Below are 18,960 nucleotides of genomic sequence, written 5' to 3' on the forward strand. Positions count from 1 at the left end.
TATAATGAGAGTTGAAATAAAGCTGCGCCCTGTGGGGGATAACCCGATACTGCCCTTCAACTACAACTACGAAGTGTACCGTCAAATAGTGGATAAGGTATCGCTGGTGGATCCAGAGCTTGCAAGGAAAATAGAGGTAAGCAGCGTTGATTTATTGACTTTCTCAAGGATCCTGATCAGGAAGAGGGAGCTCCTTCCGGAAGCTGGCATGAGAATTCTGAGCGATGCCGTTTCTCTCTACGTTTCATCCCACTCGCCAGGCATAATAACAGCGATGGTCGAAGGTTTTATTCTAAATCCCACGATGAGGATTGGGGAAACGGATTTTGTAGCCGAGGACGTTAAGCCCCTGCGGGAACCAGAGATAAAGGACACTGTCATGTTCTCGACCCTTAGCCCGATAGTCGTGAGGACAGTTAAATTTTCCAATGGAAGAATGAAGATATGGGACCTCTATCCAAGCGAACCCACTTTCTTCGACAAGTTCAGGAAGGTAGTTCTCCTCAGGTACACGGAGCTCTATGGCATCACCCCAGAAGACAGCTCCTTCTCGATTGATGTCATAAAGTTCAAGCCGGTTAGAATACTCGTTGCCGATACCTACTACCGTGGATCCCTTATGGTGTTCAGGTACACCGGGTCGGAGGAGATAGCAAAGTTCGCCTATGACCTTGGCTTTGGGGAGAAAACAAAGTACGGCTTCGGGATGGTCAAGGTAATCAATGAGAAGTGAGCGTTTTTCATTTTTCTGAGCAAACACGGTGGATTTTTCTCACTTTTTGAGTCCTTTCAGTTCAAAATGTTTTTCTACTCACCCCCTTGCCGAGATGAGGGGATAAAATGTCTGGCGTTGAACTCCTTGGACTCGTAGGGATGCTGCTCCTGGTGGGTTCGTGGGTACCGCAGACCTGGGAGACAATAAAGACCAAGAACTGTCCGCTGAACCTTAAGTTCATCTTAGTGTACTTCACCGCATCAGCGCTCCTTACGATCTACGCTTACCTGCCACCAAGGGACTGGATATTCACAGCCCTCAACGGTCTGGCGGCCCTTCAGAGCGGGGTGAACCTCTACGTCAAGCTCAGATACTCCTAATCAATTTACATTTTTCTGTCAACGCTGTCCAAAACGTTTAAATATCACTTTGCTCCCGCTCAATTAAGGGAAATCCAATGAAGAAGTTCCCGGCAAGACTCGCTTCTTGGGAAGACATCGAAAGGTGGGCCAAGGAAGGCGCCTGGAAGATCCTGGAAGAAAACTGGAGGCCTGACGTCGTAGTCGGTCTCGCCAGGGGTGGCTGGGTCGCCGCCAGGCTCTACTGTGACTACCTGGGCGTTAAAGACCTCGTCAGCCTCAAGGTCGAGCACTGGGGCGTAACTGCAACGCCGGATGGAAAGGCAAAGCTCAAGTACGGTAGCAACTATGACCTGGGCGGCAAGAAAGTTCTCATCGTTGATGACATCAGCGACACGGGAGAAAGCCTGACCCTGGCCAAAAACTACGTTGAGGGCCAGAAACCGGCTGAAGTCAGAACGGCAACCCTTCTGACGATCAAGGGTTCACGCTTTAAACCGGACTATTACGCAGAGGAGATTGAATGGGCGTGGATAGTCTTCCCCTGGAACTTTGTCGAGGACATGATAAACTTGGTGAGCAACATCCTTGAAGAACGGGAGGCAGTAGGCACCGACGAGATCATCGGGCTCTTTAAGGAACTCCATGGCCTGGATATTCCGAAGGGCAAGCTGGAGGAAGCCCTGAGGATGGCGGAAAGAAGGAAGATTTTTAAGTTCAGGGAAGGAACGTGGCGCAAAGCCTGAGGGAGTGGTAGCTTGGAGAGGGAGAAGAAGATCGAGGAAATAAAGAACCACAGCGTCTACGCCAGCGAGATATACGAGATGCACAGCGAGAGCATAGATGAGGTGATAGACAACTACGAAAACCTGAAGGAGAACTATCTCAACAGCCATTCCCGTGCGAGAATAGTCCGGATCGTCTTCAACGAGGACAACGGCCTCCCGCTGGCCATAGAGTTCAACAGAAAAGACGACAGCTTCAAGGGCTTCACCATAGCCATCGGCAAGCCGCACATAAAGAGCGACAACGGAAAAGATCGCTAATTAAACGGGCTGTTGCCCTTCCCTTTTCTTCAATGGATACCCTTAAAAGCCGCCCGCCATAAATTTTGAGGGTGACCGAAATGAAGGCGAGGGCATTACTGCTCATACTCCTGCTCGCCGGGATGGGCATACCGTTTTCGGGGGCTTCCAATGAGAAACCTCTGGTAGTGGTAAGCATAGGGCCGATAGCCTCGATAGTGAGCGAGGCCTTTGGGGACGCGGTTGATATAGCCACGCTGATTCCGCTCGGAGCCGATCCCCATGAGTACCAGCTAACTGCTGGACAGGTCGAGCTCCTCAAAAAGGCCGATGTGATAGTAACGACCGGCGGTCACCTCCCCGTCGAGGGCAAGATGGCCGATCTGAAGAATGAGGGGGTAATCACCGGTGAACTGCTCCTTATAGATGACTACAAGCTAGAGGGCTTCCGCTACCTTCCAGAGTGGTGGTATAACAACAAGGACAACCCCCACGGCACATGGCTAGACCCGGATAATGCGGTGGCGATCGCCTCGGCCACGGAGAAGGCCCTGGAGAAGGTTGACCCAACAAACGCCCAGGAATATCGCTCGAAGTTCGAGAAATTCAGGGAGAAGGTCGAGGCGATAAAATACGCTTACTCCGGCTTTGTTGAGAAAAACATGAGCGCTGTGATAGACACGCCCCCCATCCAGTACGCCATAGAGTGGCTCGGGATAAGGGCGGTTGCCTCAGTAGAGCCCGAGGAGGAGGTTCCAGCTCAGGGTGTTGACCAGGTTCTTCCCAGGGCCAGGGAGTCCGATGTTATAGTCTACTCCCTCCAGAGCCCGGATCAGCTGAAGAACGTCGCCCTCGAGCTCTCGGAGAAGAGCGAAAAGCCCGTTGCAGGGATAACGGTTTTCTGGGAGGGGAAACCTTACACGGAAGTTCTGAGGGAGAACGCAGTTAGTGTCCTAAAGGCCAGTGAAAAGGAGATCATTAGCATAAACAAGAGCTCCGGAGGCTTTGACTTAGCGTATTTGCTCTCAGCCCTGCTGGCCGGACTCTCCCTGGGAGCTGCGCTGGGCTACATCCTAAAAAGCTGAAAGGAGAGGGATTTACTCCCTCTTGTACGGTTTTCCGTCCCATTTCGGTGGCTTTGCCTTTCCTATTATTCCGGCGACGATCACGAGGGTCATGATGTAGGGGAGCATGTAGATGAACTGCTCCGGCACTATGTGCTTTGGAGCGAGCCAAATTGCCAGGGCGTCGAAGAAGCCGAAGAGCCAGCCCCCGATGAGCGACAGCAGCGGGTTCCAGTTGCTGAACACCATGTTGGCGAGTGCTATGAAGCCCCTTCCGCCCGACATCGTCTTGTGGACGAGTCCAAGCCAGTCAACGCTCATGTAGGCCCCGGCAAGACCGGCCAGCGCGTGGCCGTATACCGTTGACCAGAAGCGGTACTTCTCGACGTTTATTCCGAGAGCATCCGCCGCCTCTGGGTTCTCGCCGCAGGCCCTAACGCGGAGCCCGAGTGGGGTCCTGAAGAGAACCCACCATGTGGCTATTGCTACTATTACCGTGACGAGGATCATCGGACTGAACTCACTGTTTCCTATCTCGAAGTGCCAGAGCTTGAAGGGAAGCTGGTGCTGTCCGGCCGTTCCCCAGTAGGCCATGATGCCGAAGGGCACCAATCCGGCCGCCAGGAGGTTTATGCCTATGCCCGGTATGACGTGGTCTCCCTTGAGGTAGACCGTGAGGATGCCGTGGAGCATCCCGAATAGGGCCCCGATGAAGAGGCCCCCCAGAAGGCCTATGCTGGCGTGTCCGCTGATCTCTGCAAACATTGCCCCAAAGAAAGCGCTCGCCAGTATAACCCCTTCATAGCCTATGCTCACAACCCCAGCCCTCTCACTCCAAACGGCACCGACGCTCGTGAGAACTATCGGCACCATGGCCATTAAAGACGTCTTCAGGAGGAAAATGATGGTCGCAACCTCCATCACGCAGCCCTCCCAAGGCCCTTTTTGAGGAGATCATACAGGCCAGGTATCGCGACGGTTATGATTATGATGCCCTGTATGACCTTAACGATTTCCAGCGGAACGCCTGTCTGTTGCATCTCCGAGGTTCCGGCCTTGAGCATTCCGAAGAATATCGCCGAGAGGATTATCCCGAGCGGGTGGTTCCTGCCGACGAGTGAAACACCGATTCCGTCGAAACCGAAGCCGTAGATATTGGACCCTCCCTGGCTTATTGCGTATCCGGGGTACTCACCCATTATCTTCATCGCGCCGCCGAGCCCGCTGGCCATTCCGCCTATTATGAAAGACCACATCATAGCTGTTCTGGGACTTATTCCCCCGTACCTGGCTGCCCTCTGATTGTAGCCGCTTGCCCTCATTCCAAAGCCCAGCGTCGTGTGCCAGAGGATGAAGTAAACCAGGATCGCCGCAACGACCGCGATTATAAAGCCCCAGGAGAGCACGGTATTCCCGATAGTGGGGAGTCTTGCGTTCTCAGGAACCTTGATCGTCTTTATTGGGTTGGTGGGATCGGCGTAGGGACCGACTATGAGCCAGCTGATGAGATACCAGCCTATCCAGTTGAGCATTATGGTGGAGATAACCTCATGGACACCGCGGTAGACCTTGAGGAGTGCCGCCGGAAGGGCCCAAAGCGCCCCAAGGGCCATTCCCATGAGGAGGCCGAACCAGAGGTTGTCCCAGATGTTCGTGAAGGCTACCGCCGCTATGGCTCCCAGGTAGAAGGAGCTCTCCGCCCCAATGTTGAATATTCCAGTTCTGGCACCGATGGCGAACGTAAGGGCCGTGAGGAGTATTGGGGTGGAGTAGTGGAGCGTGGCAGCTATGTTATCGATTGATGCAAGCCCTCCCCTGAAGAGGGCAGTGTAGGCCTCAACGGGGTTGTAGTTGAAGGCGAGGAGGATTATGGCCCCTATGAGGAAGCCCACGGCTACAGCGATGATGCTCTCAACAAAGGCCCTGAAGTTGATCTTCTCGAGGATTTCACTCACTCCTGGCCTTCCCGAGCTCCTCATAGCGTATACCTCCCATCATCATGCCTATCTCCTCGATCGTGACTTCGTTGGGTTTTACAACGCCCATGAACTCTCCCTCGTACATTATTCCCATTCTGTCGCTGAGCTGGATAACTTCATCGAGGTCGGCTGAGACGAGAAGAATCGCCTTACCCTCGTTTCTGAGCTTGATGAGGTAGTTCCTTATGTACTCGGTTGAGGCTACGTCAACGCCCCTCGTGGGCTGGGAAGCCACTATCAAAACGGGTTCCTTGCTGACTTCCCTGGCGACGATGAGCTTCTGCTGGTTGCCTCCGCTCAGGCTCTTAACCGGCGCCTCGGTTCCCGGGGCAGAGATGTCGAACTTCTCTATGAGCTCACTGGTGTGCTTTCTGGCCTTACCCCAGTGGATTACCCCCCTGAAGCGCTGGAACTTTTTCCTCCACTGCAAACCTAAGATGGAGTTCTCTGTGACGCTCATGTCAAGGATGAGCCCCATGTTCGTCCTGTCCTCCGGTATGTGGGCCATTCCAAGATCGTAGAGCTCTCTTGGAGATTTGCCAGTTATATCGAGGTCATTGAGTCTTATCTCGCCTTTTTCCGGCTTTCTTAGCCCTGTTATGGCCTCTATGAGCTCTGTCTGCCCGTTACCCTCAACGCCGGCTATGCCGAATATCTCGCCCTCCCTCACCTCGAGGGATAGCCCCCTGACGGCCTCCTCTCCCCTGTCCCCTTTAACCCAGAGATCTCTAACCTGGAGGACTGGCTTTCCGGGTTCTTTCGAGGGCTTTTCTATCCTGAGGACGACGTCCCTGCCCACCATCATCCTTGCTAAAAGCTGAGGCGTCGCGTCCTTGGTGTCAACTGTTCCTACCACTTTGCCCTTCCTTATGACGGTGACCCTGTCGGTGATCTCCATTACCTCGTTGAGTTTGTGACTGATGAATATTATCGTCTTGCCCTCGCTCTTGAGCTTCCTGAGGACCTGGAATAGCTCTTCGACCTCTATTGGCGTTAGAACGGCCGTTGGCTCGTCGAGGATCAGGACGTCGACTTTGCGGTAGAGCATCTTGAGGATCTCCACCCTCTGCTGTACCCCCACCGGGAGGTTCTCTACCGGGACGTCTAGGGGAACCCGAAAGTTCAGGTCCTCCATCAGTTTCTGAATCCTTTCCTTCGCGCTCTCCACGTCTGTCCTTGAGAAAAGGCCGTGGCCCTCCATGCCCAGGATGATGTTGTGGAGGGCGTCAAAAACCTCAACGAGGGTAAAATGCTGGTGAACCATCCCGATGCCCATAGAAATCGCATCCGAGGGGCTCTTGAAGTGGACTTCCTGCCCCCTAACGAAGATTTTACCGGAAGTTGGTTTTATCATGCCGAAAAGGATCTTCATAAGGGTTGTTTTCCCGGCGCCGTTCTCGCCGAGGAGCCCGAGGATCTCCCCCGGATAAACCGTGAGGTCAACACCGGAAAGGGCCTTTGTACCATCGTGGTAGACTTTGACTATGTCCTTCATCTCTATGACCGGCTGCTTCTCCTGGCTCACGGAAACACCCCCCATAGGAAAGAGAAAAGAAAAGATCAGCCCGCCAGCTGTTCCATCTCCTGCCAGGTCTGGGCCTGTCTTACCTTCTCGATGCTGTCCTTGTTTGTTGGGGCCGGAACCTTTATCTCTCCGCTGATTATCTTCTGCTTGAGCTCATCCACGGCCTGCCATATCCAGCTCGGGACCTGGTTCCTCGTGTTCTCAAGGTACTGCCTGAGCTCGTCCTTGCTGTTGAAGCCGAGCTCCTGGAGCTTCTTCTTCTGGGTGTCCTCGGAGAGGGAGTTGAACATGGCCATAACGTCGTCAACGGTGCTCAGGCCGACACCGTTCTCCTTAAGGCCGAGCTCAACGGCTCCACCCTTGAAAGTACCGTCCATAACGGCTTTGACCGCGTTGTAAACACCGACGTCAACGCGCTTCATCATGCTCGCGATGATAACGCCGGGCTTTATCCAGTCTTGGGCCGAGTCGACACCGATTGCAAAGGGCGGGCCCATCTGCCTGTTCCTGGTGTTGAGGTACTCTTTAACGGCATCAAAGACACCAAGGCCTGTTCCGCCCGCAACCTGGTATACCACCCAGGCTCCGTCCTGGAGCTGGGCCTCGGTGGCGGCCTTGCCCTTCGCGGCCTCGTTAAAGGAACCCGTGTACTGGTAGATGACATCTACCCTGGCGTCGTTTCCGGTCTTCTGCTTGTAGTAGTCCTCTGCCCACTTTATACCAAAGCGGTAGCCAGCTTCAAACTTGTAGAGAACCGGGATCTCCATGCCGAGGACTATTCCAACCTTGTTCTTTCCGTCGTTGGCCGCTATGAGGCCGGCGAGCGCACCAGCCAAAGCTGAACCCTCGTTTTCCTTGAAGAGGATCATCATGACGTTATCGGGCATCTCGGAGTCAAATCCATCAACTATGGCGAACTTTTGCTCGGGGTACTTCTGGGCAATGGCCTTGGTGGCGTCGGTCATCATGAAGCCAACGGCGATGATAATCTTGTATTTCCCGGCCTTTGCGAGGGTCTCGAGGTTCTTGTAGTAGTCGTCCTCGCTGTTGCTCTGGAGCTCGACGAGCTCAAGGTTGAAGTCCTTGGCGGCCCTGCTGGCCCCGAGGTAGGCCATGTCGTTGAAGCTCAGGTCTCCCCTTCCACCCACGTCGTAGACGATGGCTATTGCACCCTTTGTGTTCTCTCCCCCACCGATACAGCCGCTGGCCACAACACTAAGGGCCATCAGGCCCACCAAAAGCATTGAAAGCAGGCTTTTTCTCTTCAAAGATCCCACCCCTTCGGAAGTTATCCGCATTCATTCCGCGTGCCTATCACCCCTGCCGGCAAAGCCGGCCTGGGGGTATCGTTTGGGGGCCACCATCAACCCGCTCCAACGCGGAGTGGCAACGCGAAATCACTGCCTTTTGGGTCTTTTGAGTGGCCCCTCTGAGACTTTGCTAATTTCTGGAAACTGGAAATATATAGTTTGTGGTTGAAAATTTCCCAGCTCCCTGACCAATTCGACCAGCTCCCACAGGTCTTTCACGTAGTAATCCGCTCCCTCCACCCTTTCAAAGCGGGTTACGTTGACGGTTCGCAAACCGGCTCTCTTTCCGGCCAAAACGTCGTGAACGCTATCTCCCACCATCAAAGCCTCCTCAGGCTTCAGGTTGAGCGTCTTCAGGGCCTTCTCGACGAGGTAGGGGCTGGGCTTGACGCCGTCCAAGTTAGAGTAGTCCTTTCCATAGACGACTTCAAAGCTGCCCCTTAGGTTAAAGAGGTCGAGGACGAACTCGGTGCACTCTTGAGAAGCGTTGCTCACCGCGGCCAATCTCAGGCCCAGTTTTCTGAGTTCTTCGAGGGCGGAAACATCCGGAAAAGGCTTTATCCTGCCCATTTTAGCCATTTCCCGCCTGTAGCGAAGGTTGACCTCGTCCACAATTTTCCAGAACTCAAGATAATCGATACCGAATTGCCCCACGTAGCTCCTCGGGAGTTCGCCGGTCACGGTTTTCCGGTATGTTTCATAGTCGAGGGCAATGCCACGCCTCTCCAGCTCGGGCTTTACCCAGCCCTCATACCAGTCGCGGTGGTTGTAGCCTTCGTAGTAGACCAGGGTCTCGTCAACGTCGAAGATAATGCCCCTCAGCATGGCTTTCACTCAAGCCTGTCCTTTATTTCCGCGGGCAGGTTTTCATAAACTTCCTTCAGAGTCTCTATAAGCTCTTTCAGTTCTCTGGCAGTCAGCGTCGTTGTCTTCGGTCCTATCTCGAGGATAACCGCGTCGTATTCCTCCGGAGAGACCTCCTCGAGCTCGTCCAGGTGCTCGCTCTTCCTCGGAATAATGCTCACCTCTCCTATCACCCTGCCCTCCTCGATGTGGGCTTCCCTCTCCTCTATGAACTCCTTCGGACAGTCGTGCCTTTCCACGAATATCTTGATGTCGACCACCGGCGTTTCGTCCATGGCGTCTATCCAGTCTATGTAGAGTCTGTTCCCCTCCATGCGGTGGATTTTAACTGTGTAGAGCGCTATTGGATTCGGCCTGCACGGGGAGCGCGTGGCGAAGACCCCGGTTAAAGGGTTCTTCGGGTTGCCGTGGGGGTGAACTTTGAGGACTCTCCTTCCCTCGGGCGTATCGCTCCTGTGGAACCAGAGGATCAGCTTTATCCAGTCGTCTTCGCGAAGGCCCTCCACAGCTTCCAGAAACTCGGGGAGTATTTCGATAAACGTCTCCTGGAGTCGCTCGTCCTTTCTGACGTATCCGACGGGGAAGAGCTTCAGGGGCTCGAACTCCATATTGCCCCCTCCCGGAAAGTTCACGTCCCGTGCTCCCAGCTCTCGAGGTATCTCCTCTGCTCCTCAGTGAGCTCCTCAATAGTTATCCCCATTGCCTTCAGCTTGATCCCCGCGACCATCTCGTCTATCTCCCTCGGCAGGACATAAACTTTAGGCTCAAGCTTCCCGTGGTTTTCCAGTATGTATTCAGCCGCTTTCGCCTGCAGGGCAAAGCTCATGTCCATTATCTCAGCTGGATGGCCGTCGGCTGCCGCCAGGTTCACAAGCCTTCCATCTGCTAATAGGTAAAGCCTCCTTCCGTCGGCGAGCCTGTACTCCCTTATGTTGGGCCTGACCTCGTTTATCTCCACAGAAAGGGCCTCGAGGTCGGGTTTGCTTATCTCGACGTCGAAGTGGCCCGCGTTCGCTAAAATAACCCCGTCCTTCATGAGCTCGAAGTGCTCCCTCCTTATGCAGTTGATGTTACCGGTTGAGGTTACGAAGATGTCCCCCATCTTTGCCGCGCTTTTCATGTCCATGACGAGGAAGCCGTCCATTCTGGCCTCGAGCGCCCTTATCGGGTCAACTTCAACAACGATGACAGTCGCCCCTAATCCCCTGGCGCGCATCGCTATTCCCCTGCCGCACCAGCCGTAGCCAACGACAACCACGTTTTTGCCAGCCACGAGAAGGTTCGTCGTCCTTATTATGCCGTCCCACGTTGACTGGCCGGTTCCATAGCGGTTGTCGAAGAGGTATTTGGTGTAGCTGTCGTTGACCGCTATTATCGGGAACTTCAGAAAGCCGTCCCTCTCCATAGCACGGAGCCGTATCACTCCGGTTGTAGTTTCCTCGCTCGCGCCCCATATTTCGGGAATCAGTTCCGGCCTTTCCTTCAGAACCGTGCTCACCATGTCAGCACCGTCGTCTATTATGATGTTCGGCCCTATGTCCAGGGCTTTGTGCATGAACTCGTAGTACTGCTCCCTGCTCTCCCCCTTCATCGCGTAGACTTTAATGCCGGCCCTGGCCAGGGCGGCAACGACGTCGTCCTGGGTGCTCAGCGGGTTACTGGCTGCAGCTGAGACCTCTGCTCCCCCGGCTTTGAGCGTTAAAAGGAGGAAGGCCGTCTTCATTTCCAGATGGAGTGTCGCCGCTATTTTCACGCCCTTGAAGGGCTTTCTCTTCTCGAAATCGGCCCTAATGTGCTGGAGAACCGGCATGAAGCGTGAGACCCAGTCTATCTTCCTCTCCCCGCTCGGGGCGAGGCTTAAATCCCTAACGCAGTAGTCCTTCGTGCAGTCCATGTTATCACCATGGGAACTTTGACTGAAATCTTAAAAGCCCTCCGAAGCGTGGAGGGCTTTTGAATTAGGGAAGGCTAACTACCGCCGTGGCAAGGATAATGAAGAAAAAAAGGCATTATTCTATCTTTGCCCCGCACACGGGGCAGAAGCGCGCCCCCTCCGGGACTATGTGGCCGTTGGGACAGCGTTTAATTTCATGCCCGCAGTAGGGGCAGAAGCGCGCCCCCGGCGGAATCGGCTTGCCACAGTAGGGGCATATCTCCTGCTGGGCTACCTGCTGGGGTTGTTGAACGGCCCCCCCGTAGCCTGCTGGAGGAACGCCACCAAATGGTTGCGCTGGCTGGGCCGGCTGAACCGGCTGCATGAGCTGAGGTATCAGAACCATGCCTGTTCCAACGGAAGCGCCCCCGCTCTTCCCGAGTTCAGCTGCCACCTGCTTTACAGTGTCCATCTGCATTACCGCCTGGGCGTTCCCGGTGTGCATGAGCCAGAAGAGCCTCTGGCGCCACTCGTCGGTGGTGTTTACGCCTTCAATTTTCACATCGACGAGCTCGAGGCCGAGCCTTCTGAAGTCCTCCATGAGCTTTACCTTCACCTGCGTGCTGACCATGTCGAGGTTCTGGAACAGGTCAACGATTGAATAGGCAGAGAGATGCTTCATCATGCCCTCGTTGAAGTAGGCGCGGATGAACTTGCTAACGTCGCCCGCATCGTAGAGGCTCTGGCCACCGACCACTTCGGTTATGAACTGGACTGGATCAGCAACCTTGAACCAGTAGACGCCGTAGTACTTTATGGGGGCAAGCTCCCTCGTCTGCGTTTCCCCGCCGTACCTCCCCTGGAACTCCTTCATGCTGACGAAGATTACGGTCGCCTTGAAGGGGCTGTTGCTCCCGCCGACGAGCTTGTATAAAAGCGGAAGGTTCTGCGTGGTCAAGGTGTGCCTTCCGGGGCCAAAGACGTCGTAGATTTTTCCATCGCGCATGAACACAGCTACCTCGTACTCGTGGACGATGAGCTGGGCGCCCCACTTTATTACCTCGTTGGGGTAGCGCCAGATTATCTCGTCCTCTCCGGGGTTCACCCACTCAATGACCTGCACCATTTCACTCACCCGCCACGATGCTCATCCTTTTATCTAAGGTCTCCTCGAGGGCCCTCAGCCTCTCCTCCAGCTCGAGGACCGAAAGCCCCAGGGCCTGGGGGTTGACGACCTCCCCTCCAAGGGATTTTGCCCTGCCGAGTATTTCCTCGGCAAGCTCTATCATCCTGGCGTCGTATTCTATGAGATTTTCAAGCTCCTCCTCCCTGACGCTTATCCTGTCGAAGTAGCCCGCGTAGCCAGCTTCTGCATGCCTCACTCTGCCCTCCAGGGTGAGGAGCTTCTTCCGGAGGGAGTCCATTGCAACCAGCTGGGGACAGCTGACCATCGCGCACCTCTGCAGTGCCCTCTCAATCTCTTTTCTTGCCTGAACGAGTACGTCCGCAACCTTTGCCCTTACGAGCCTGTCGTCCTCCCTTAAGAGCTCCTTCTTCTTGTAGCCGTGGAAGCCCGGGATTACGAGCTCCAGCTTCTCCAAAAGCTTCGTTTCCTTACCCATGTTACCACCTCACACCCTCTTGAAGTAGACGTTGCCTTTCTTAACCCTCATTACCTCGCTGACCGTTCTCCTGCTCACCGAGCCCTTCGAGAATATCCCGGCCCCGGCCGCTATCCCGGAGACGAGGCCACCCATTATTCCCCACGGGTTGGAGTAGAGGGCAGAAGCTATTATCCCGAGGACAATTCCAGCACCTATAACTCCGGAGCCGAGCAGTGTTGCCTTTTTCCTCGCTTCGCTCATGAGAGGATAAACGGCCCTTATGACCCTGCCGTCTGTTCCGTCTACGTAGTTGCCCCTGAAGGTTTCCCCGCCGTACTCGTAGGCTATCTCCCAGACGGGATAGTGGACTAGCCCCTGGAACTTAACCTCGAGCTCAGGTTTTCCGAGGGGGGAGCTTTCTTCCCTGGCCTCCTCCTTCAGCGCGTTCTCAAGCCTCGACCTGGCTATCACCTCTGCTTCCTCTCTTTTCATCTCCGGCTCATGGTAGGTTCCCTTCTTAGCAATTGACTCATCGAAGAACCTCTTTCCCCTGACGGGGAAGGGGTAGTCCATGAGGAGGGTCTTCAGGGGCGAACCCGCCGGAATGCCGAGGAACTCGACCTCCTCGACGGTTTCGCTGGCTTTTCCGTGGAGGTAGAAGAAGTAAACGGGGACCCAGTGAAGGTTTTTCTCAAGGACCCTCGCGTCAACTATGTCAGCAGGAGCACCGTACTGCCTCGAAAGGAACTTCAGGAGCTTTCCAGCAGGGTCTTCCCTCATCGGCGGGAAGAAGTAGTGCTCCTCTTCCACCTCTCCTCCCGTGTGGACGTGAAAAGTAGTGCCGCAGTAGGGGCAGGTGACGACGCTAATTGTATCCGGAACCTTAAATTTGGCCGAGCAGTTTGGGCACGTTACCTCCATCTTCAGTCACCCCTCTCGACCCTCTGGCCTTCGAGGACTTTGCTACCGAAGAACCAGCCGATTCCGCCGCCTATGGCAGTAAGGATGAGGCCCCCCACCGGGCTTCCGGTGTAGGCTGAGCCAAAGGCCCCGAGCAGTACTCCTATTCCCGCCCCCGCGAGATACTGCGCCCGCCTGAAGACGTTCATGGGCTCGGTTGCGGCTACCCTCTCTCCGTCCCAGCCCGCGAAGACTGCCTGAAATATCGAGTTCTGATACCTGTAATAGACCGTCCAAATCGGGAGGAGGAGCAGCTTAACGTCCTCTGGCTCGTCCGCGTAGATGTTAAACCGCTCTACCCTGTCGGACTTGCCAAGGAAGTGGTTCCTGACCATGTCCACTGCGTCTTCCCTCATCATCAGCCTGGCATGCCTCTCGTCCATCTCCGTGTTGAGTATCTCAAGCTTGATTCTCCCCCACTCGTCCCCATCAAGGTCGAGGAGCCTCTTTCCCTCCGGCCTGGTCTTGGAGAAGTGGTTCATAACGTCATCCACGCCGAAGCTCTTGACCTGCCTTCTGGCTGAACCCAGGAGGTGCATGTCCTCGTCCACCCTCTCAGTGTAATGCCTCTCAACCGTGTGGCAGTGGGTGCGCCCTTTGGAATCGGTGTGGCACTCCTGTTCTCGTCTCATATAGCGAACCGTTCCGTACACGTGGACGATGCCGCTCCAGTAGGGGGCGTAGTGGCCCTCAACCTCAACCACCTCTATCTCGTCCTTTATCCTCTTCAGGTCGAAGTCCCCCTCGATGTGATCCCAGAAGGCCTTAGCTATGGCGTCCTTGTTTACGGAGGGGATTATGAAGATGTTCTCGGTTTTGAGGTTCCCGCTTATGTGGTTTGGAAAGCCGCAGTAGGGGCAGATCGCCACTATCGTCTCGGGCGACACCTCAAGCGGCGCCCCGCACCTTTCGCACCTGAAGCCCGCTTCCATGGTAACCACTAAAAATAGTATCGGCGCGGATGTATTTAAGGATTTTCGGTAACTTCAAGCCAGTTCAACGTTCTCAGAAACGGCCCCTTCATTCTTCTGAGGGATAACAGAGGTATCTGTACGGGCAAAACCTGCAGGCGTGGGAATATTCTCCCTTCGGCGGCCTGTCCCTTTCGTAGGCTTTTTTGACGGAGTAGAAATGCTTCAGCGTTGCCTTGAAGAGGGACTCGTCGTAGGGAACCTCGAAGAGCCTGAAATTCGGTCCTTTGATGATCGGAAAGTCCGAAAAGTCCAGCTTTTCTATAATGGTGTTTGGGCGCTCGTGGAGCTTTATGTAGTAAATATAGCCGTATTCAGCCTCCGCCCACCGGAGGTAAACGTTGAGCTGGGCCAGATGGTACTCGTACGGCAACTTTGGCAGGCTGGTTTTTCCCTTTATCTCGACCGGAAACTCCCTAAAAGCGTCTATCTTCCCGTGTATTTCAAGGCCAAGTCTGTTAGAGCGAAGCACCAGATGTTTCTCAAGCTCAAAGCCAAAGCGCTTTTGCAGTATCTCTCCAAGGATTTCGTGGGTGTTCCTTCCCTGGTCTAGCTTAACCTTAACGGACTCGAGCCACCTCTCTGGGTAGCCCTTCAGGCGGTAGTATATCCTCCTGGGGCAGATCAGGGCCTCGCTCGCATAGAACTCTATGAAACTCCCGTCGTTGTCCATTCTTTTCCCTCCGGTGACGGAGCGGGTCATCGGCCCGCGAACCTCACCGCCCCTGCGTCAGCTAATACCGACATCATCACAGTTCAGACTGGGCAAGGGTCGTCATCCGCAGGGAGGGTAAAAATTGAAGCTTAAAACCCTTTGCCCTAAGCCTATTTAAGAAAGCTGGACATCCCCTGAGTTTAGACGATGACCGTGAGATTTTTAAAGGTGTCCCAGATATTCAAAGCGGGTGATGGCGTCCGCCCGGGCTTCGAGCCCGAACCGCCCGTTGAGGGCTGATGACGCCTGTTCTACTTCAAAGGAGGGGGTAGAATGGGCTCGAAGCTGGACCTTCTCAGACAGTACGTTGACGTTGACTCCGCAATTAAGTATATTGAAAAGAGAAGGCACGAGGACGGGGGCTACTGCTTCGTAAGCGACCTCGCAGATACCAACGTGAACGACACCTACTACGCCATCAAGACCTACGAACTGCTCGGAGTGGAGTTCCCGGAGAAGGAGAAGACAATCGAGTTCCTTGAGAAGGCCATCCAGCCCCAGACGGCCGTTGTTGCGATAGCCATGGCCCTCGAGGGCCTCTCCATACTCGGGGCAAAGGACATCGCCAGAGAGCACGTTGACATAGTTTACACCAAGTACAATCCCGCGGAAGGCAAGTTCGCCATCAGCCTCGGCGGGAGCGAGGAGTTCGGAACGGCGACACCGTTCGAAGCCACTTACTGGGTCGTCAAAGCGTTCAGAGCTATTGGACAGGATTTTTCAAAGGAGGAAAGGGAGGCAATAAGGGCCTTCGTCATGAAGTTTAGGGAGGGGAACGGCTACGGTGTAAAGCAGGCAACGACAACGATGACATACCAGGCCCTTTACACCCTCTACGCCCTCGGTTATAAGCCGCCTAAGAGCCCGCACTTCAAGAACTGCGAGCTCTGCCCTATGGGAGGCTTTGCGGAGGTTCCCTACAGCCTGCCGCCTTACATTGAGCCGACCTTCTATGCCACCCGGGGCCTTGAACTGCAGGGAGAAACGCCGGCCTGCCCGGGAAGGCATATCTGGTTTGTACGCCAGCTTCAGAACCCCAACGGCGGCTTCAGGCGTTCTTTGGAGCTCGGCATCTCCAACTTCCAGAACACTTACAGGGCTTTGGCTGTCGTTGATTCCATGGGCAGGTTCGTGTGAGCCATGGACATCGTTGGGATAAAGCTCTCCGAGGCACTCGGGGGCAGAGGTTGCCCGGTTTGCAGGGCGATGGAGAAGTTCGAGGAAGATGAGATAGAGGTGATACTCTACGAGCACGTCACGGACCCGGGAGTCAGGACGAAGTTCAGGGAAAGCCTGGGCCTCTGCACGAGACACGCCTGGAAGACCCTTGAGGTCGCCCTCAAAAATCCCCTCCTCGGGCCCCTCGGCGTTTCAATTATTTACGAAGACGCCCTGGATGTTTACCTCCGGGGAAAGAGGGAGGAGGGCGAGTGCTTCCTCTGCGAGCTTGTGAGAGAGAAGGAGAAAATCCTCATTGAGGCCCTGGCAGAGAGACTTGACGAACTGCTCCCAGAATACGGCTCATCGCAGGCGATACTTTGCAGGAGACACTATGCAATGCTCGCGGAGAAAATCAAAGATAAGCCCGAACTCCTCAAGAAACTGGAAGAAGTCCAGATGAAAAAGCTCATGGAGCTTGACAACCGCTTGAAAGCCTTCATAGACACTTACGATTACCGCTCAGCCAGAAAGCCGACCGAGGAAGAGGCGAGGGCGCTTGAAGATACAATCGAGTTTCTGAAGGGCCGGCCTGTCGTTATGAGCACTGGAAGAGAAAACAGGAGGGGTAGAGGTTGGCTCTTTGGATTGAAGTGAGCCCGGTGGAGCTCGATGAGATTAGGAAAGAGAAGAATGCAATAGAGGCCCGTTTCAGGGACATTGAAGGGCTTGAGAGAACCCTGAAGGCCCTCAGGCTGAGGCTCCTCAGGGAGAGGAAGGAGAGGCTGGAGAAAAAGCTCAACGAGATGGAAGAGCACTACAGAGAACTGGTAGAGTTCGAGGAGAGGGCCAAGAAGGACAGGGAGTTCATGCTGAACCTCAGGAGGGAGCTGAGCCTCGAAAACAGGGAGCTAAGGGAGAGGCTCGGTGGTGGGGGATGAAGATAACCGTCTGGGCAAGAGGGAGGTGGCGGAAGGTCACCTTTAGCGTATCCGATGAGCTCTGGGAGAGGATAGAGGAGGTTTCGAGGAAGTGGGGCTTCAAGCCAGAGGAGGCCGTGAGGATAATCCTCCTTGACGGTTATCTCGATGAAGAGGCCGATGAAAGGGAAATTGAAAAGCTTGAGAGGGAAATCGGGGAGCTTGAAGAGAGGCTCTACAAGCTTGAGGGGAAATGGTCCCCGCTGAAGTTCAGGAGCTACTACTCCGCTCTCGACAACCAGAACCTTGCCATAACGCTCTCCGGACTCACTGCGGAGAACAGAAGACTCAGAGGGATGTTAAACCTCCCGGAGAGGGACTTCTCGAGGGCTGAGGAGCTAATACACTACTACATGGCCCTCGGGGACAGAGGCTTTAAAGGGGAAACCGGCACGGGAGGGAAACGGGGGGAGGATGAGAGATGAACGCAAGACTGTTAGTGTTCCTAACCTTCGGAGGGGTCTTTGGAACCGTTGCGAGGTTCTACATAACTGGTATCCTGCCCGTTTACCGCGACTTTCCAGTTGGGACGCTTACGGTGAACAGCATAGCAAGCCTGATACTCGGCTACCTCTACGGCCTCGTCTTCTGGGGCTTTGAAGTTCCACCCGAGTGGAGGGCCGGTCTCGGGATCGGCTTCTGCGGTGCGTTAAGTACCTTTTCAACGTTCTCCTACGAGACGTTCTCACTCCTCAGGGAAAAGGAATACTTCATGGCAACCCTCAACGTGTTAGCAAACGTTATAATAACCGTTGCCCTAATCTTTGTGGGCTTTTTACTGGCCCGGAGGTGAAGGCATGGTGGAAGTCGAGCACTGGAACACGCTCAGGCTCAGGATCTACGTCTGTGAGGACGACCGCTTTGATGGAAAGCCCCTCTACAAGGCCATAGTTGAGAAGCTCCTCGAGATGGGGATCGCTGGGGCAACTGTCTACAGAGGTATCTACGGCTTCGGGAAGAGGAATAAAATTCACTCCAGCGACGTTATAAGGCTCTCAACGGACTTACCCATCATCATAGAGGTCGTTGACCGGGGTCACAAGATTGAGAAGGCTATAGGTGAGATAAAGCCCATGATAAAGGACGGCATGATAACCGTTGAGCCAACTATCGTGGTCTGGGTTGGAACAAAGGAAGAGGTTAAAAAGTTCGAAGAGGACGCCGTCAGGGAACTGTAGCTTTGAGGGCGGGGCCTTCGGGGAAAAACCCGAGGAATTTAAGGCTTTTGACATTAGAAAAAGACAAACTAAGGCCCGACGTGCATCATCTGGCTGTACATCTCCCAGTCGAGGAGGAGCTCGTATTCAGCCTTGAGGTTGTAGTAGTGGCCCCACTCCATGTCGCTGAGGTAGCGCATGAGCCTCTTTTTCTCCGCGGTGTCGACCATGTTTTCCAGCTCGGCGTAGAACTTCGCCGCTATCTCCTCTGCCTTCATGGCCCAGCGGACGAGGTCTATTACGTCCCCGATACTGCTGAGCTGTCTGGCAACCGGCTGGAGCTCCGGCCCTATGTGCTCCTTAGGGAAGACGATTTCCTTTCCGGGGAACATGCTGGCGTAAATTTTCCTCAAAAGCTCCTCATGCTTTTTCTCCTCCCCGGCAAGCCACTCTATCTTGTTCCTGAGCTCCTGGATGTTTATCCTCTCCGCCAAACTCCCGTAAAACTTCCTGGCACCGATCTCAGCTTTTATGGCCATTCCCAAAAGTTCTTCAAGCGAGAAGTCCTTAATCCTTTCGAGGGGAAGCCCCTCTTCAAGCTCCGGCGGAACCATCCTTTATCCCCTTTATCTATTGGGTTTTGAGGTATTAAACCTTTGCCCCAAGTGAACCTATGAAAAACAGGCCGCTATTTCCGTTAT

General features: G+C 54.5%; 24 protein-coding genes and 1 riboswitch. Of the genes, 11 read left to right on the top strand and 13 right to left on the bottom strand.

Translation table 11 applies throughout. The features are described 5' to 3' along the window. The first annotated feature begins 4 nt into the window (after positions 1 to 4). The 5 genes from cas6 (at position 5) to ACZ47M_RS04320 (ending at position 3,184) form a co-directional block, all read left to right on the top strand. On the top strand, positions 5 to 733 hold the full coding sequence (gene cas6, locus ACZ47M_RS04300) for a CRISPR-associated endoribonuclease Cas6 (protein WP_315340436.1): 729 nt from the start codon (positions 5 to 7) through the stop codon (positions 731 to 733). 107 nt (positions 734 to 840) lie between these two features. Further along, positions 841 to 1,095, top strand: a complete 255-nt coding sequence (locus ACZ47M_RS04305) for a PQ-loop domain-containing transporter (RefSeq protein WP_315340439.1) — start codon at positions 841 to 843, stop codon at positions 1,093 to 1,095. Between the two features lie 77 nt (positions 1,096 to 1,172). Further along, positions 1,173 to 1,820: a phosphoribosyltransferase gene (locus ACZ47M_RS04310; RefSeq protein ID WP_315340441.1), complete on the top strand. Its 648-nt coding sequence runs from the start codon at positions 1,173 to 1,175 to the stop codon at positions 1,818 to 1,820. Positions 1,821 to 1,832: 12 nt separating this feature from the next. Then, the gene (locus ACZ47M_RS04315; protein WP_315340444.1) at positions 1,833 to 2,120 is read left to right on the top strand and encodes a hypothetical protein; all 288 of its coding nucleotides are present in this window, start codon (positions 1,833 to 1,835) and stop codon (positions 2,118 to 2,120) included. Positions 2,121 to 2,200: 80 nt separating this feature from the next. Next, a complete protein-coding gene (locus tag ACZ47M_RS04320; protein ID WP_315341026.1) occupies positions 2,201 to 3,184 on the top strand; it encodes a metal ABC transporter solute-binding protein, Zn/Mn family in 984 nt (327 codons plus the stop codon). 12 nt (positions 3,185 to 3,196) lie between these two features. Here the strand turns inward: ACZ47M_RS04320 and ACZ47M_RS04325 are convergent, their stop codons facing one another. From ACZ47M_RS04325 to cas4, 12 genes are all read right to left on the bottom strand, one after another. Next, a complete protein-coding gene (locus ACZ47M_RS04325) occupies positions 3,197 to 4,084 on the bottom strand; it encodes an ABC transporter permease (protein WP_315340448.1) in 888 nt (295 codons plus the stop codon). Next, a complete protein-coding gene (locus ACZ47M_RS04330) occupies positions 4,084 to 5,142 on the bottom strand; it encodes an ABC transporter permease (RefSeq protein ID WP_315340450.1) in 1,059 nt (352 codons plus the stop codon). The genes ACZ47M_RS04325 and ACZ47M_RS04330 overlap by 1 nt, the downstream gene beginning before the upstream one ends. After that, positions 5,111 to 6,637 (bottom strand): ABC transporter ATP-binding protein, encoded by a 1,527-nt coding sequence (locus tag ACZ47M_RS04335; protein ID WP_394356286.1) that lies wholly within the window; start codon positions 6,635 to 6,637, stop codon positions 5,111 to 5,113. The genes ACZ47M_RS04330 and ACZ47M_RS04335 overlap by 32 nt, the downstream gene beginning before the upstream one ends. Positions 6,638 to 6,702: 65 nt before the next feature. Beyond that, a complete protein-coding gene (locus ACZ47M_RS04340) occupies positions 6,703 to 7,935 on the bottom strand; it encodes a BMP family lipoprotein (protein WP_315340455.1) in 1,233 nt (410 codons plus the stop codon). A 129-nt stretch (positions 7,936 to 8,064) separates the two neighbouring features. Then, positions 8,065 to 8,802 (bottom strand): HAD family hydrolase, encoded by a 738-nt coding sequence (locus ACZ47M_RS04345; protein ID WP_315340457.1) that lies wholly within the window; start codon positions 8,800 to 8,802, stop codon positions 8,065 to 8,067. A 5-nt stretch (positions 8,803 to 8,807) separates the two neighbouring features. Further along, positions 8,808 to 9,449, bottom strand: a complete 642-nt coding sequence (gene tsaA / locus ACZ47M_RS04350; protein WP_315340460.1) for a tRNA (N6-threonylcarbamoyladenosine(37)-N6)-methyltransferase TrmO — start codon at positions 9,447 to 9,449, stop codon at positions 8,808 to 8,810. Between the two features lie 20 nt (positions 9,450 to 9,469). Continuing rightward, a complete protein-coding gene (locus tag ACZ47M_RS04355; RefSeq protein WP_315340462.1) occupies positions 9,470 to 10,735 on the bottom strand; it encodes an adenosylhomocysteinase in 1,266 nt (421 codons plus the stop codon). Between the two features lie 115 nt (positions 10,736 to 10,850). Beyond that, a complete protein-coding gene (locus tag ACZ47M_RS04360; protein WP_315340463.1) occupies positions 10,851 to 11,840 on the bottom strand; it encodes an SPFH domain-containing protein in 990 nt (329 codons plus the stop codon). Position 11,841: 1 nt separating this feature from the next. Then, a complete protein-coding gene (locus ACZ47M_RS04365) occupies positions 11,842 to 12,336 on the bottom strand; it encodes a hypothetical protein (protein ID WP_315340465.1) in 495 nt (164 codons plus the stop codon). Between the two features lie 9 nt (positions 12,337 to 12,345). Continuing rightward, complete coding sequence (locus ACZ47M_RS04370; RefSeq protein ID WP_315340469.1) at positions 12,346 to 13,239, bottom strand: zinc-ribbon domain-containing protein; 894 nt, start codon at positions 13,237 to 13,239, stop codon at positions 12,346 to 12,348. Positions 13,240 to 13,241: 2 nt separating this feature from the next. After that, positions 13,242 to 14,210, bottom strand: a complete 969-nt coding sequence (locus tag ACZ47M_RS04375; protein ID WP_315341029.1) for a TFIIB-type zinc ribbon-containing protein — start codon at positions 14,208 to 14,210, stop codon at positions 13,242 to 13,244. An 88-nt stretch (positions 14,211 to 14,298) separates the two neighbouring features. Further along, positions 14,299 to 14,952: a CRISPR-associated protein Cas4 gene (gene cas4 / locus ACZ47M_RS04380; RefSeq protein WP_315340471.1), complete on the bottom strand. Its 654-nt coding sequence runs from the start codon at positions 14,950 to 14,952 to the stop codon at positions 14,299 to 14,301. A gap of 192 nt (positions 14,953 to 15,144) precedes the next feature. Beyond that, positions 15,145 to 15,220: riboswitch (Fluoride riboswitch) on the top strand. Positions 15,221 to 15,237: 17 nt separating this feature from the next. On the opposite strand from cas4, the gene ACZ47M_RS04385 reads away from it, so the two are divergent. From ACZ47M_RS04385 to ACZ47M_RS04410, 6 genes are read left to right on the top strand one after another with little or no spacing between them, the layout of a single operon-like run. Next, a complete protein-coding gene (locus ACZ47M_RS04385; RefSeq protein WP_315340474.1) occupies positions 15,238 to 16,101 on the top strand; it encodes a prenyltransferase/squalene oxidase repeat-containing protein in 864 nt (287 codons plus the stop codon). Between the two features lie 3 nt (positions 16,102 to 16,104). Then, complete coding sequence (locus ACZ47M_RS04390) at positions 16,105 to 16,779, top strand: DUF6062 family protein (RefSeq protein ID WP_315340477.1); 675 nt, start codon at positions 16,105 to 16,107, stop codon at positions 16,777 to 16,779. A gap of 5 nt (positions 16,780 to 16,784) precedes the next feature. Continuing rightward, a complete protein-coding gene (locus tag ACZ47M_RS04395) occupies positions 16,785 to 17,063 on the top strand; it encodes a hypothetical protein (protein ID WP_315340479.1) in 279 nt (92 codons plus the stop codon). Then, the gene (locus tag ACZ47M_RS04400; protein WP_315340483.1) at positions 17,060 to 17,527 is read left to right on the top strand and encodes a hypothetical protein; all 468 of its coding nucleotides are present in this window, start codon (positions 17,060 to 17,062) and stop codon (positions 17,525 to 17,527) included. Before ACZ47M_RS04395 ends, ACZ47M_RS04400 begins: the two co-directional genes overlap by 4 nt. Further along, complete coding sequence (gene crcB / locus ACZ47M_RS04405; RefSeq protein ID WP_315340487.1) at positions 17,524 to 17,895, top strand: fluoride efflux transporter CrcB; 372 nt, start codon at positions 17,524 to 17,526, stop codon at positions 17,893 to 17,895. The genes ACZ47M_RS04400 and crcB overlap by 4 nt, the downstream gene beginning before the upstream one ends. Before the next feature lie 4 nt (positions 17,896 to 17,899). After that, positions 17,900 to 18,280 (top strand): DUF190 domain-containing protein, encoded by a 381-nt coding sequence (locus ACZ47M_RS04410; protein ID WP_315340489.1) that lies wholly within the window; start codon positions 17,900 to 17,902, stop codon positions 18,278 to 18,280. 68 nt (positions 18,281 to 18,348) lie between these two features. Here ACZ47M_RS04410 and ACZ47M_RS04415 read toward each other — a convergent pair whose 3' ends face one another. After that, positions 18,349 to 18,873: a ferritin family protein gene (locus ACZ47M_RS04415; RefSeq protein WP_315340491.1), complete on the bottom strand. Its 525-nt coding sequence runs from the start codon at positions 18,871 to 18,873 to the stop codon at positions 18,349 to 18,351. Between the last annotated feature and the right edge of the window lie 87 nt (positions 18,874 to 18,960).

This window comes from Thermococcus waiotapuensis, from assembly GCF_055384795.1.